Raw genomic sequence first — 12,488 nt, forward strand, 5'->3', positions numbered from 1 at the left:
TCTCCTGTTCCGGAACTGGGATCGGTCGAGGAGAAGCCGGGATCGGTAGCTGGGAGCGGGAAGCCGTTTTCTACCCCTTAAACCACCCCCAATTTGCCAAAACCGCTCCCACTACGCAATGCAGAAAAGCGGAAATTTTTCCCGTGTTTCAGCGGTATTGAGCGTGATCGAACGTGATCGAAAGCGTGAAGTGGGGTGGTTGTGCACCAGGATCAGCGCCGAGGCGTTCAGCTCCAGCGCCCGCTTCACCACCTCGCGCGGGTAGACGGGCACGTGGTCGACCGTGCCGCGCGCCTGTTCCTCGTCGGCGATCAGGATGTTCTTGCGGTCGAGGAACAGGATGCGGAACTGTTCGGTCTCGCGATGCGCCATGGTGGTATGGCAATAGTCGACCAGCGCGTCCCAGCCGGTGATCGCGTGGCGCTGCAGCACCTTCGACCGGGCCAGCCGGTGCGCCGCGGCCTCGACGATCTTCAGCTCCTGCACCACCGCGTCGCCCGCGCCCTCGACGGTGGCCAGCCGCGACGGCGGGGCCGACAGCACGCGGTTGAAATCGCCGAAAGCGTCCAGCAGCCGGCGGGCCAGCGGCTTCACGTCCTGCCGGGGGATGGCGCGGAACAGCACCAGCTCCAGCAGCTCGTAATCCGGCATCGCCTCGGCCCCGCCGGACATGAAGCGGGCGCGCAGGCGCTTGCGGTGGTCCTTGATATAGGAGGGCAGCTTCGCCGGCACGGGCGCAGGCGTGGCGGCCTCGTCGAAGAGCGATGGGCAGACGTCGTGAAAGCCGGGCCGGGTCATGCCCCGAGCATCGGCCAAAGGGGTGAACAGAAGGTTAAGCCTCGCGCTCCTCCGGCCCCCGCCGGCGATAGGTCGCCACGCGCCACAGGTAGACGGCCACGAGCCCGACCACGACGGCGGTCGAGACCGGATCCAGCCAGGCGCCCACCACCTCGTAGCCGCTTTCCAGCCAGTAGCCCGACAGGGTCAGCAGCGCCGTCCAGGCGACGGTGCCCAGCGCGCTGAGCGCCAGGAAGCTGCCGCGCGGCATCCGGTTCACCCCGGCGGGGACCGAGATGAAGGTGCGCACGGTCGGGATCAGGCGGCCGATCAGCACGGCCATGCCGCCGTGGCGGTTGAACCAGCCATTGGCGCGGTCGAATTCCTCGGGCGAGACCGACAGCCAGCGCCCGTGCCGGCGCGACAGGCGGCAGACCCTGTCGAACCCGATGCGCCGGCCGATCCAGTACCACAGGTAGGCACCGGCCAGCGAGCCGATGCTCCCTGTCCCTATCACGGCGATTAGAGACATATCCCCGCGCGCCGCGTTGAAGCCCGCAAGCGGCATGATCAGCTCGGACGGGATCGGCGGGAACACGTTTTCGAGAAACATCAGGAGGCCGACGCCCAGCGGGCCCATGCCGTCGATCAGTCCGGTGATCCAGTCGAACACGCGCGGGTCTCCTTCGCTGCCTCCGTGGCCAACGGGACGGGCGGGGTCGTTGTTCCTTCGGATGTCGGGTGCGTCGCTTGCCCGTTGCTTGCCCGTTGCTTGCCCGTTGCTTGCCCGTCGCTTGAGCGTCTCTCAATTGAGATATATACTGCCCGCACCAAGCAGGAGACATGCCATGCCCGCCCGGACCTCGATGCTCCACGTGCGTGTTGACGATCAGCTCAAGGCGGAGGCGGCGGATGCGCTGTCGAGCGTCGGCCTGACGCTGTCGGATGCGGTGCGCATCCTGCTGACCCGGGTCGCGGCCGAGGGCGGGCTGCCCGCCGGGCTGGCGACCGATCCCGACCGCTACGACGCCTGGTTCCGGGCCAAGGTGCAGGAGGCGCTGGCCGACCCCCGCCCGGCCAAGCCGCAGGCGCAGGTGATGCAGGACGCGCGGGCGCTGATCGACGGCAAACGCGGTGGCTGAGCCGGAATGGTCCACGCCGGCGATTGCCGACCTGATGGCCATCGTCGACTTCATCTCGGACGACAACCCGGACGCCGCCGCGGCGCTGGTGGACGACATCCAGGACAGGGTCGATGGGCTTCGCGCCCATCCGAAACGCGGCCGTCCCGGCCGGGTGGAGGGGACGCGGGAACTGGTGGTGCGGCCGAATTACATCTTGGTCTATGCGGAAGCCGAGACGGCGGTGACCGTGCTGCGCGTTCTTCATGCCGCGCAGATGTGGCCCTGATGCGGTCGCGAAGGCGCTTGCGGGAGACAGGCGGCTAGCCGCACTTCACGGACAAGAAAAAGGGCGGGGTCTCCCCCGCCCTTGCGTATCCTCGTCCGGGCTGCGCCGGGTCAGCTCTTCATGCTGTCCCAGAAGTGCTTCACCTTCGAGAAGAAGCTGGAGGATTCGGGGTTGTTGTCCTCGCCCAGCTTCTCGAACTCGCGCAGCAGTTCCTTCTGCTTCGCGGTGAGGTTCACCGGCGTCTCGACGGCCAGTTCGATGAACATGTCGCCATGCCCGGCGCCGCGCAGGGCGGGCATGCCCTTGCCGCGCAGGCGCATCTGGCGGCCCGACTGGCTGCCGCCCGGGATCTTCACGCGCGAGCGGCCGCCGTCGATGGTCGGCACCTCGATGTCGCCGCCCAGCGCGGCGGCGGTCATCGACACCGGCACCAGGCAGAACAGGTTGGCGCCGTCGCGCTGGAACAGCGGGTGCTCCTCGACGTCGATGAAGATGTAGAGATCGCCCGTAGGCCCGCCGCGCAGGCCCGCCTCGCCCTCGCCGGCCAGGCGGATGCGGGTGCCGGTTTCCACGCCCGGGGGGATGTTGACCGACAGCGAGCGGTCCTTGTCGACGCGGCCCGCGCCGCCGCAGGCGCGGCAGGGGTTCTTGATGATCTGCCCCATGCCCGAACAGGTCGGGCAGGTGCGCTCGACGGTGAAGAAGCCCTGTTGCGCGCGGACCTTGCCCATGCCCGAGCAGGTCGGGCATTGCGACGGTTCGGCGCCGCCCTCGGCCCCGGTGCCGTTGCAGGTGGAGCAGGCCACCGAGGTCGGCACGTTGATCGTCTTCTGCAGGCCGGAATAGGCCTCTTCCAAGGTGACGCGCATGTTGTAGCGCAGGTCGGAGCCGCGCGTGGCGCGCTGCCGCCCGCCGCCGGCGCGGCCGCCCATGAAATCGCCGAACAGGTCGTCGAACACGTCCGAGAAGGCGCTGGCGAAATCGCCCTGCTGCGCGCCGCGGGGTCCGGCGCCCGGCCCGGCGCCGCCCATGCCGCCGTCGAAGGCGGCGTGGCCGAAGCGGTCGTAGGCGGCCTTCTTCTGCGGATCCTTCAGGGCCTCGTAGGCTTCGTTGACTTCCTTGAACTGGGTCTCGGCCTCGGGGTCGTCCTTGTTGCGGTCGGGGTGAAGCTCCTTCGCCTTGCGGCGATAGGCCTTCTTCAGCTCGTCCGCGGACGCCCCCTTGGGGACGCCGAGAACCTCGTAGTAGTCGCGCTTTGCCATGGATCAGTCTCTCCTAACGCAAGGACCGGCCCCGCATCTGCCGAGGCCGGTCCCAACGCATCTTGGCGGCGCTTACGAGGCGCGCTTGTTGTCGTCCAGGTCCTCGAAGTCGGCATCCACGATATCGTCGTCGACATCGCGCGGGCCGTCCTCGCCGTCGTCGTCGGAGCCGCCTTCGGACTTCTCCTGCTCGGCCTTGTAGATGGCCTCGCCCAGCTTCATGGCGGCTTCGGTGACGTTCTGGATGCCCGACTTGATCTTGCCGGCGTCCTCGGACTCCATCTGCTCCTTGAGGTTGGCGATGGCCAGCTCGATCGCCTCGATGGTGGTCGGGTCGACCTTGTCGCCGTGATCCTCCATCGACTTCTCGGTCGAGTGGATGAGCGCCTCGGCCTGGTTCCTGGCCTCGACAAGATCCTTGCGCTTCTTGTCGTCCTCGGCGTGGGACTCGGCGTCCTTGACCATCGCTTCGATCTCGTCCTCGGACAGACCGCCCGACGCCTGGATCGTGATCTTCTGCTCCTTGTTGGTGCCCTTGTCCTTGGCAGCAACATGGACGATGCCGTTGGCGTCGATGTCGAAGGTCACCTCGATCTGCGGCATGCCGCGGGGCGCCGGCGGGATGTCTTCAAGGTTGAACTGGCCCAGAAGCTTGTTGTCCGACGCCATTTCCCGTTCGCCCTGGAACACGCGGATGGTCACCGCGTTCTGGTTGTCCTCGGCGGTCGAGAAGATCTGCGACTTCTTGGTCGGGATCGTGGTGTTGCGGTCGATCAGCCGCGTGAACACGCCGCCCAGCGTCTCGATGCCCAGGGACAGCGGGGTCACGTCCAGCAGCACCACGTCCTTGACGTCGCCCTGCAGCACGCCGGCCTGAATGGCGGCGCCCATCGCGACCACCTCGTCGGGGTTCACGCCCTTGTGCGGCTCTTTCCCGAAGAAGCTGGTGACCTCCTCGATCACCTTCGGCATCCGGGTCATGCCGCCGACCAGCACCACTTCGTCGATGTCGGAGGTCGAAATGCCGGCATCCTTCAGCGCGTCCTTGCACGGCTTGATCGAGTTCTTGATCAGGTCGGAGACAAGGCTTTCCAGCTTCGCGCGGGTCAGCTTCATCACCATGTGCAGCGGCGAGCCGTCCGAGCCCATCGAGATGAACGGCTGGTTGATCTCGGTCTGCGAGGACGAGGACAGTTCGATCTTGGCCTTCTCCGCCGCCTCTTTCAGGCGCTGCAGGGCCATCTTGTCCTTCGTCAGGTCGACGCCGTTCTCTTTCTTGAACTCGTCAGCCAGGTAGTTGACGATCCGCATGTCGAAGTCTTCGCCGCCGAGGAACGTGTCGCCGTTCGTCGACTTCACCTCGAACAGGCCGTCGTCGATCTCCAGGATGGTGATGTCGAAGGTGCCGCCGCCGAGGTCGTAGACCGCGATGGTCTTGGACTCTTTCTTGTCCAGCCCGTAGGCCAGCGCGGCCGCCGTCGGCTCGTTGATGATCCGCAGCACTTCGAGACCGGCGATCTTGCCGGCGTCCTTGGTCGCCTGGCGCTGCTGGTCGTTGAAGTAGGCGGGAACGGTGATGACGGCCTGCGTCACCTCTTCGCCGAGATAGCTCTCGGCGGTTTCCTTCATCTTCTGCAGGATGAAGGCGGAAATCTGCGACGGCGAGAATGTCTCGCCCTTCACCTCGACCCAGGCGTCGCCGTTGCCGCCGTCCACGATGTTGTAGGGGACGAGTTTCTTGTCCTTCTCCACCTCGGCGTCGCCCAGACGGCGGCCGACCAGTCGCTTGACGGCGAACACGGTGTTGGACGGGTTGGTGACGGCCTGCCGCTTGGCGGGTTGGCCGACCAGACGCTCGTCGTCGGTGAACCCGACGATGGACGGGGTGGTCCGCGCGCCCTCGGAGTTCTCGATCACGCGGGCCTGGCTGCCGTCCATGATGGCGACGCAGCTGTTGGTGGTCCCGAGGTCGATACCGATGACTTTGCCCATGCTCAATATCCTCTCTCTTCGGCGATGTATCGGGGCGCGGCCCGTGTCGGCGCCGGGCCCCTATCCCATGGATTTGCGCGAGGCTTGGCCTCCCCGCGCGGCTTCACGGGGCTATATAGGGAGGGGCCATTTTCGCTGCAAGCGACTCGGGGGGCGAAAAGTGCCGGATCCTAAAGGTTGTATGACGCCGTGACCGATGTGCCGCTGACTGTAAGGGGGGTCCTGATTTACAAGGGCTACCTGTCCGCGCCGGCGCAGGCGGGCCTGGTCGAGGGCCTGCGCGGGGTCATCGCGCGGGCGCCGCTGTTCTCGCCCGAGACGCGCTGGGGCAAGCCGATGTCGGTGCGCATGACCTCGGCCGGCACGTACGGCTGGTACTCCGACCGCAAGGGGTATCGCTACGAGCGGCGGCACCCGTCGGGTGTCGACTGGCCGCCGATCCCGGGCTCGGTGCTGGACATCTGGCACGCGGTGACGGGGCTGGAGCGGGCGCCGGATTGCTGCCTGATCAACCTCTATCGCGACAAGGCGCGGATGGGCCTGCACCAGGACCGGGACGAGGCGGATTTCTCCTGGCCGGTCGTGTCGGTGTCGCTGGGCGACGACGGGCTGTTCCGGATCGGCAATGTGGAGCGGGGCGGCAAGACCGAGTCGGTCTGGCTGTCGTCGGGAGACGTGGTGGTGATGGGCGGCGCGGCGCGGCTGACGCATCACGGGATCGACCGGATCCGGCCCGGCAGCTCGACGCTTCTGAAGGACGGCGGCCGGCTGAACCTGACGTTGCGGGTGGTCGACTAGAGCAAGTCGCACAATAGCGGGAACCGGTCTTGTGCGACGCGCTCTCGGCACGCGCCGACGCCCGCCGGCGGGGTGCGCCGGCGGTGGCTGTCTGGCGTTCGATCTGCGGGTCGATCTGCGGTAGGGCCGTCGCGATAAATAGGGGCGGCGCCGCCAGTGGAGCGATCCCGGGGATACCCCCGATGCCGGGACGCGCGCGGCGCGCCCCTGGTCGGTTTCGGCGGGCCCTGCACCCGGAACGGGGTGGTCTGGGGGCCCGGATCAGTCCATGTCACGCCCGGTGGGCGCGGAAGCTTCGCGGCAGGGTATAGCCGGAGCCGCGTTAGCGCGGCGTTAACCGTGCGTGCGCTAGCGCCCCGCGGCCCAGCTGCGCGACGCCTGGCGGCGGGTGTAGAACTCGCCCATCATGCCGATCATGATCAGCACCAGCGACAGCACCACCGGGTAGGTGATCGAGCTGTAATGCGGGTTGTAATTGACGAAGACGAAGCCCCGCGCCTGGTCGATGCAGTGAAACAGCGGGTTCCAGTCGAACATCGCGAGGATGTAGGTCGGCATCGTGTTGGCCACGAACATCTTGCCCGAGGTGATCATGTTCGCGCGGGTGTAAATCTGCGCCGCGATGGTCACCACGTTGGGCAGCCACGGCTTCAGCGCCAAGAGCACCAGCCCCACGGCGCAGCCGGAGAACCAGGCCAGAAGCACCATGCCGTAGGCGGCGATCGGATGCAGGATCTCGATCTGCTTGACCGCCACGTCGTAGACGAACAGCACCACGAACAGCGCCAGCGTCTGGATGTACAGGCACCCCAGCGCCGCCGAGGCGATGGCGATGGTGGTGTTCATCGGCGCGTGCTGCATCATCGGGCTGGTCGGGCCTTCGGAGCCGAGCACCGCGCTCACCGCCTTGTTGTGGGTGAGGAACAGGAAGATGCCCGACATGATGTAGAGCAGGAAGTCGCCGCGGATCGCGCTGCCGCGCAGGCCCAGGACCGAGAACATCAGCCAGAACACGGCGACCAGGATCACCGTCTGCATGATGCTCATCGCCAGGCCGACGACCGCGTTGCCGTGCGACTTGCGCACGTTGCGGACGGTGGCGTGATAGATCAGCTCCAGGATCGAAAGCGCCGACTGGAACGACGACCGTCTGGCCCGTGGCTGGAACATGCTGGCCCTTCGCTGCCTGCTCTGCGGCCCTCCCCGTCCGTTCTGCGCAGGGAAATGTTGCCGATCCTTTACCGGGCAAGCATAAGGGGCGCCGACAGGTCAATCAATCTCAAGCTGCCGCGCGGCCGCGGCGAAGGAGCGTGCGTTGGATTTCGACAACTTGGAAAGCGTGATGCGCCGGCTGGCGCTGGAGGCGGGCGATGCCATCCTGACGATCTATCGCGCCGAGGATTTCGAGGTGCGGTCCAAGTCCGACGAAAGCCCGGTGACAGAGGCCGACGAGGCCGCCGACGCGCTGATCTCCACCGGCCTGCGCGCCGCCTTTCCGGAGGTGCCGCTGGTGACCGAGGAACAGGCGGCGAGCCACGGGCAGACCGTCTCGACCTTCCTGATCGTCGATCCGCTGGACGGCACCAAGGAGTTCGTCCAGCGCCGCGGCGATTTCACCGTGAACATCGCCTATGTCGAGAACGGCGTGCCGGTCCGCGGCGTGGTCTATGCGCCGGCGAAGAAGCGGCTGTTCTACACCCGCGCCGACGGTGCGACGGTGGAGGAGACCGGCGATCTGGACAAGGAAACGGTCGGGCCCTGCACCGATCTTCGTGTCTCAAGCCCGGACAATGCCGCGCTGATGGTCGTCGCGTCCAAGTCGCATCGCGACCAGGCGACCGACGACTACATCGGCAAATACGCCGTCCGCGACATGACCAGCGCCGGCTCGTCGCTGAAGTTCTGCCTCGTCGCCACCGGCGAGGCCGATCTGTACCCGCGCCTCGGCCGCACGATGGAATGGGACACCGCCGCCGGCGACGCCGTGCTGCGCGGGGCGGGCGGCAAGGTGGTGCGCTTCGACGACCACAGCGATTTCACCTATGGCAAGCCGGGCTTCGAGAACCCGTTCTTCATCGCCTACGCGCCCGGGGTGGACCTGCAGCCGGTATGAGCGTTCTGGTCGTCATCCCCGCGCGTTACCCGTCCTCGCGCTATCCCGGCAAGCCGCTGGTGGACCTGCACGGCGCCACTGGGCAGGCCAAGAGCCTGATCCGGCGGACCTGGGAGGCGGGGATGGCCGTCAGCGGCGCCGACCGCGTGGTGATCGCCACCGACGACGACCGCATCCGCACCGCGGCCGAGGACTTCGGCGCCGAGGTGGTGATGACCTCGGACCGCTGCCGCAACGGCACCGAACGCTGCGCCGAGGCGGCGCGGACGCTGGGCGCCGGGTTCGACATCGTGGTCAACCTGCAGGGCGACGCGCCGCTGACGCCGCCCTGGTTCATCGAGGAGCTGGTGGCGCAGCTCTCGGGCCACCCGACGGCCGAGGTCGCGACGCCGGTGCTGCGCTGCGATGGCCGGGCGCTGAAGGATTTCCAGGCCGACCGTCGCGCCGGGCAGGTGGGCGGCACCACCGCCGTCTTCACCCGCGACCGCCGGGCGCTGTATTTCTCGAAAGAGGTGATCCCCTACGCCGCCGGCACTTGGGAGGACGACGCGCCGACGCCGGTCTATCACCATGTCGGGGTCTATGCCTACAAGCCCTCGGCGCTCGCCTCCTACCCGCTTCTGCCGATCGGGCCGCTGGAGACGCTGGAGGGGCTGGAGCAGCTGCGGTTCCTGGAGCACGAGCACCCGATGCTTTGCGTCGAGGTCGAAGCGCGCGGGCGCAAGTTCTGGGAGCTGAACAACCCCGGCGACGTGGCGCGGATCGAGGCGATGCTGAAGGCGATGGGCGTGGAATGACCGCGCCGGCGGTCAGCGCGATCGTCGTCAGCCGCCACCGCCCGGAGGCCCTGCTGCGCTGCCTGAGCGGGATCGAGCAGCTGGACTACCCGGCGTTCGAGGTGATCGTCGTCGCCGATCCCAGCGGGTTAGAGACGCTTTCGGCAGCGGGGTTCGACGGCCGGATCAAGACGATGGCGTTCGACGCGGCGAACATCTCGGCCGCCCGCAACCTCGGGCTGGCGCAGGCGGCGGGCGAGATCGTCGCCTTCATCGACGACGACGCGGTGCCGGAGCCGACCTGGCTGCGCCATCTGGCGGGGCCGTTTTCCGACGCGACCGTCGCGGCGGCCGGCGGCTATGTGATCGGGCGCAACGGGATCAGCTTTCAGCATCGCGGCCGGCGGGTGGACGCCACCGGCGCGCACCGGCCGCTGGACCTGCCGGGCGACGCGCCGCAGGTCTTCGACAGCGCGCCGGGCGACGCGGTGAAGACGGAAGGCACTAATTGTGCCTTTAGAGCCGAAATCCTGCGCGCGCTCGGCGGGTTCGACCCGGCCTTCCGCTTCTATCTCGACGAGACCGACGTGAACCTGCGGCTCGCCGCGCAGCGGGCGCGCACCGCGATCGTGCCGCTGGCCCAGGTGCATCACGGCTTTGCCGCGTCGGAGCGGCGCCATGCCTCGCGCCTGCCCCGGACGCTGTTCGACGTGGGCGCCAGCCAGGCCGTCCTGCTGCGGCGGCACGCGCCGGCGCGGGTGGCGGCGGCGCTGGACGCGATGCGCGCCGAGCAGCGCGCGCGGCTTCTGCGCTTCATGGTCGCCGGCGATTGCGAGCCGCGCGACGTGGGCCGGCTGCTGGACACGCTGGAGGCGGGCATCGCCGAGGGCGGGCGCCGCGCCGTGGACGACCCGGCGCCGCTCCCCGCGCCATCCGTTCCGTTCCTGCAATTCGCGGGCCGCAGGGCGTTTAGCGGGATGACCGTGGTCGCCGGCCGAATCTGGCGCCGGCGCGGGCTGCGCCGTGCCGCGGCCGGGCACGTCGCCGCGGGGCGCCGCGCGACGCTCTACCTGTTCTCGCCCACAGCGCTGTTCCACCGCGTGCGGTTTCATGCCGACGGCTACTGGGAGCAGCGCGGCGGCCGCTTCGGGCGGTCGGCGCGGTCGGATCCGTTGTTTCGCTATGACAGCTTCCGAAAACGCCTTGAAAAGGAGCGGGCGCGGACCCGCGGTGTCAGAGAATTGCCATAATTCCGGCCTATCGGAACATGCGCCGGAAAAACGCCCCCGGACGCAGGGGGCGTGCCCCGAATCGTGGCAGGATGGGCCAAGACATCCCTGCTGGGGCGTGGTAATTGATGCGCGAAGCAGATTGAGGTGACGCATGGCACGCAAAGTTACTAAGGCGGTCTTTCCGGTCGCCGGCCTGGGCACGCGGTTTCTCCCGGCCACCAAATCCATTCCCAAGGAGATCATGACCCTGGTCGACCGCCCGCTGATTCAATACGCGATCGACGAGGCGCGGGCCGCCGGCATCAAGGAATTCATCTTCGTCACCTCGCGCGGGAAATCCGCGCTGGAGGATTATTTCGACACCGCCCCCGAGCTGGAGGCGTCGCTGCGCAAGAAGGGCAAGGACGAGCTTCTGGAGGTGCTCAAGAGCACCAACATGGAAAGCGGCGCCATCGCCTATATCCGCCAGCACAAGGCGCTGGGCCTGGGCCATGCCGTGTGGTGCGCCCGCCGCCTGATCGCCCCGAACGAGCCCTTCGCCGTGCTGCTGCCCGACGACGTGATCGCCGCCGAGAAGCCCTGCCTGCAGCAGATGACCGAAGCCTACGAGGAGACCGGCGGCTGCATGGTCGCCGCGATGGAGGTGCCGCCGGAGAAGGCCGGCGCCTATGGCGTGCTGGACGTGAAGGAGGACATGGGCTCGATCGTGTCGGTCAACGGCATGGTCGAGAAGCCGGCCGCGGGCGAGGCGCCGTCGAACCTGGCGGTGATCGGGCGCTATATCCTGAACAACAAGGTGCTGAACAACCTCAACCGGATGAAGAGCGGCTCGGGCGGCGAGATCCAGCTGACCGACGCGATCGCCGAGGAGATCCAGCAGGCGCGCGACGTCTACGGCTTCCGCTTCCGCGGCCAGCGCTTCGACTGCGGCTCGAAGGCCGGGTTCCTGCAGGCGACGGTCGCCTTCGGCCTGGCGCGCGACGAGCTGCGCGACGAGTTCGCCGACTATCTGTCGCAGATGGTGTCGCAGCAGCGGGCCGCGCAGTAACCGGACGGGCGCGTCATGGATCATGTGCTGGTGACCGGCGGGGCGGGCTATATCGGCTCGCACGCCTGCAAGGTGCTGCGGGCCGCCGGCTACGTGCCCGTCACCTATGACAACCTGTCGACCGGCTGGGCCGACGCGGTGAAGTTCGGCCCGTTCGAGCAGGGCGAGCTGACGGACCGGGCGGCGCTCGACCGGGTCTTCGCGGAATACCGGCCGGTGGCGGTGATGCATTTCGCGGCGCTGAGCCAGGTCGGCGAGTCGATGCGCGAACCGGGGCTTTACTGGCACAACAACGTGCTGGGCTCGCTGACGCTGATCGAGGCGGCGGTGGCGGCCGGGTGCCTGGATTTCGTGTTCTCCTCGACCTGCGCGACCTATGGCGAGCATGACGGCGTGGTGCTGGACGAGGACACGCCGCAGCAGCCGATCAACGCCTACGGCGCCTCGAAGCGGGCGATCGAGGACATGCTGGCGAATTTCGAGGGGAGCCACGGGCTGCGCTCGGTGATCTTTCGCTATTTCAACGTGGCCGGCGCCGACCCCGATGGCGAGGTGGGCGAGTTCCACCGGCCGGAGACGCATCTGATCCCGCTGATGCTGGAGGCGATCGACGGCAAGCGCGACGCGCTGACGGTGTTCGGGACGGATTACGACACGCCGGACGGAACCTGCATCCGCGACTACGTGCATGTGATGGACCTGGTGGAGGCGCATGTGGCCGGGGTGCGCTGGCTGGCGGACGGCCGGGGCAGCCGGGTGTTCAACCTCGGCACCGGGACGGGGTTCTCGGTGCTGGAGGTGATCGAACACAGCCGGGCGGTGACCAACCGGCCGGTGCCCTACGAGGTCGGGCCGCGGCGGCCGGGGGATTGCGTGAAGCTGGTTTCCGGCTCGGTGCGGGCCGCGCGCGAGCTGGGCTGGACGCCCGGGCGGTCGGAGCTGGAGGCGATGATCTCGGATGCCTGGCGGTGGCATCGGACGGGGCATTACGAGCGGTAGGGGGGTTTCCGGGGTGGTGCGTGCGAGCACGCACCCTTGCGCATGGGCGGCCGGGGCGCTGGCGGTGAGGGCGGAGGGGGG

At 68.0% G+C, this 12,488-nt stretch carries 13 protein-coding genes; 8 read left to right on the forward strand and 5 right to left on the reverse strand.

Annotated elements, in window-relative coordinates:
- Positions 1-111: 111 nt before the first annotated feature.
- Complete coding sequence (locus P1J78_RS15610; RefSeq protein WP_275568301.1) at positions 112-798, reverse strand: JAB domain-containing protein; 687 nt, start codon at positions 796-798, stop codon at positions 112-114.
- Between the two features lie 34 nt (positions 799-832).
- On the reverse strand, positions 833-1,450 hold the full coding sequence (locus tag P1J78_RS15615) for a DedA family protein (protein ID WP_275568302.1): 618 nt from the start codon (positions 1,448-1,450) through the stop codon (positions 833-835).
- Positions 1,451-1,625: 175 nt separating this feature from the next.
- On the opposite strand from P1J78_RS15615, the gene P1J78_RS15620 reads away from it, so the two are divergent.
- Positions 1,626-1,919, forward strand: coding sequence for a type II toxin-antitoxin system RelB/DinJ family antitoxin (locus P1J78_RS15620; RefSeq protein WP_275568303.1), 294 nt, complete (start codon positions 1,626-1,628; stop codon positions 1,917-1,919).
- Positions 1,912-2,187: a type II toxin-antitoxin system RelE/ParE family toxin gene (locus P1J78_RS15625; protein ID WP_275568304.1), complete on the forward strand. Its 276-nt coding sequence runs from the start codon at positions 1,912-1,914 to the stop codon at positions 2,185-2,187. The genes P1J78_RS15620 and P1J78_RS15625 overlap by 8 nt, the downstream gene beginning before the upstream one ends.
- A 110-nt stretch (positions 2,188-2,297) precedes the next feature.
- Here P1J78_RS15625 and dnaJ read toward each other — a convergent pair whose 3' ends face one another.
- Both dnaJ and dnaK read right to left on the reverse strand, forming a co-directional pair.
- Positions 2,298-3,449, reverse strand: a complete 1,152-nt coding sequence (gene dnaJ, locus P1J78_RS15630; RefSeq protein ID WP_275568305.1) for a molecular chaperone DnaJ — start codon at positions 3,447-3,449, stop codon at positions 2,298-2,300.
- Between the two features lie 72 nt (positions 3,450-3,521).
- The gene (dnaK, locus tag P1J78_RS15635) at positions 3,522-5,441 is read right to left on the reverse strand and encodes a molecular chaperone DnaK (protein WP_275568306.1); all 1,920 of its coding nucleotides are present in this window, start codon (positions 5,439-5,441) and stop codon (positions 3,522-3,524) included.
- 189 nt (positions 5,442-5,630) lie between these two features.
- Between dnaK and P1J78_RS15640 the strand changes: the two genes are divergently transcribed.
- Positions 5,631-6,239 carry an alpha-ketoglutarate-dependent dioxygenase AlkB family protein gene (locus P1J78_RS15640; protein WP_275568307.1) on the forward strand — a complete coding sequence of 203 codons (609 nt, stop codon included), beginning with the start codon at positions 5,631-5,633 and terminating at the stop codon, positions 6,237-6,239.
- Positions 6,240-6,587: 348 nt separating this feature from the next.
- On the opposite strand, the gene P1J78_RS15645 is transcribed toward P1J78_RS15640, so the two are convergent.
- A complete protein-coding gene (locus tag P1J78_RS15645) occupies positions 6,588-7,409 on the reverse strand; it encodes an ABC transporter permease (protein ID WP_275568308.1) in 822 nt (273 codons plus the stop codon).
- 145 nt (positions 7,410-7,554) lie between these two features.
- Here P1J78_RS15645 and cysQ point away from each other — a divergent pair, with 145 nt between their 5' ends.
- The 5 genes from cysQ (at position 7,555) to galE (ending at position 12,407) form a co-directional block, all read left to right on the forward strand.
- Positions 7,555-8,352 (forward strand): 3'(2'),5'-bisphosphate nucleotidase CysQ, encoded by a 798-nt coding sequence (gene cysQ, locus P1J78_RS15650; protein ID WP_275568309.1) that lies wholly within the window; start codon positions 7,555-7,557, stop codon positions 8,350-8,352.
- Positions 8,349-9,149, forward strand: coding sequence for a 3-deoxy-manno-octulosonate cytidylyltransferase (locus P1J78_RS15655; RefSeq protein WP_275568310.1), 801 nt, complete (start codon positions 8,349-8,351; stop codon positions 9,147-9,149). The genes cysQ and P1J78_RS15655 overlap by 4 nt, the downstream gene beginning before the upstream one ends.
- Positions 9,146-10,378, forward strand: a complete 1,233-nt coding sequence (locus P1J78_RS15660) for a glycosyltransferase family 2 protein (RefSeq protein WP_275568311.1) — start codon at positions 9,146-9,148, stop codon at positions 10,376-10,378. The genes P1J78_RS15655 and P1J78_RS15660 overlap by 4 nt, the downstream gene beginning before the upstream one ends.
- Positions 10,379-10,511: 133 nt before the next feature.
- Positions 10,512-11,408: a UTP--glucose-1-phosphate uridylyltransferase gene (locus P1J78_RS15665; protein ID WP_275568312.1), complete on the forward strand. Its 897-nt coding sequence runs from the start codon at positions 10,512-10,514 to the stop codon at positions 11,406-11,408.
- A gap of 15 nt (positions 11,409-11,423) precedes the next feature.
- On the forward strand, positions 11,424-12,407 hold the full coding sequence (gene galE, locus P1J78_RS15670; protein ID WP_275568313.1) for a UDP-glucose 4-epimerase GalE: 984 nt from the start codon (positions 11,424-11,426) through the stop codon (positions 12,405-12,407).
- The last annotated feature ends 81 nt before the right edge of the window (positions 12,408-12,488 follow it).

The organism is Psychromarinibacter sediminicola (assembly GCF_029168335.1).
Lineage (GTDB): Bacteria > Pseudomonadota > Alphaproteobacteria > Rhodobacterales > Rhodobacteraceae > Psychromarinibacter > Psychromarinibacter sediminicola.

What these genes read in the sequence shown, in the direction of transcription:
- P1J78_RS15660 (WP_275568311.1), top strand. Translation starts at nt 9,146, where the DNA reads ATGACCGCGCCGGCGGTCAGCGCGATCGTCGTCAGCCGCCACCGCCCG.
- P1J78_RS15610 (WP_275568301.1), bottom strand. Translation starts at nt 798, where the DNA reads ATGACCCGGCCCGGCTTTCACGACGTCTGCCCATCGCTCTTCGACGAG.
- P1J78_RS15620 (WP_275568303.1), top strand. Translation starts at nt 1,626, where the DNA reads ATGCCCGCCCGGACCTCGATGCTCCACGTGCGTGTTGACGATCAGCTC.
- galE (WP_275568313.1), top strand. Translation starts at nt 11,424, where the DNA reads ATGGATCATGTGCTGGTGACCGGCGGGGCGGGCTATATCGGCTCGCAC.
- P1J78_RS15645 (WP_275568308.1), bottom strand. Translation starts at nt 7,409, where the DNA reads ATGTTCCAGCCACGGGCCAGACGGTCGTCGTTCCAGTCGGCGCTTTCG.
- P1J78_RS15665 (WP_275568312.1), top strand. Translation starts at nt 10,512, where the DNA reads ATGGCACGCAAAGTTACTAAGGCGGTCTTTCCGGTCGCCGGCCTGGGC.
- dnaJ (WP_275568305.1), bottom strand. Translation starts at nt 3,449, where the DNA reads ATGGCAAAGCGCGACTACTACGAGGTTCTCGGCGTCCCCAAGGGGGCG.
- P1J78_RS15655 (WP_275568310.1), top strand. Translation starts at nt 8,349, where the DNA reads ATGAGCGTTCTGGTCGTCATCCCCGCGCGTTACCCGTCCTCGCGCTAT.
- dnaK (WP_275568306.1), bottom strand. Translation starts at nt 5,441, where the DNA reads ATGGGCAAAGTCATCGGTATCGACCTCGGGACCACCAACAGCTGCGTC.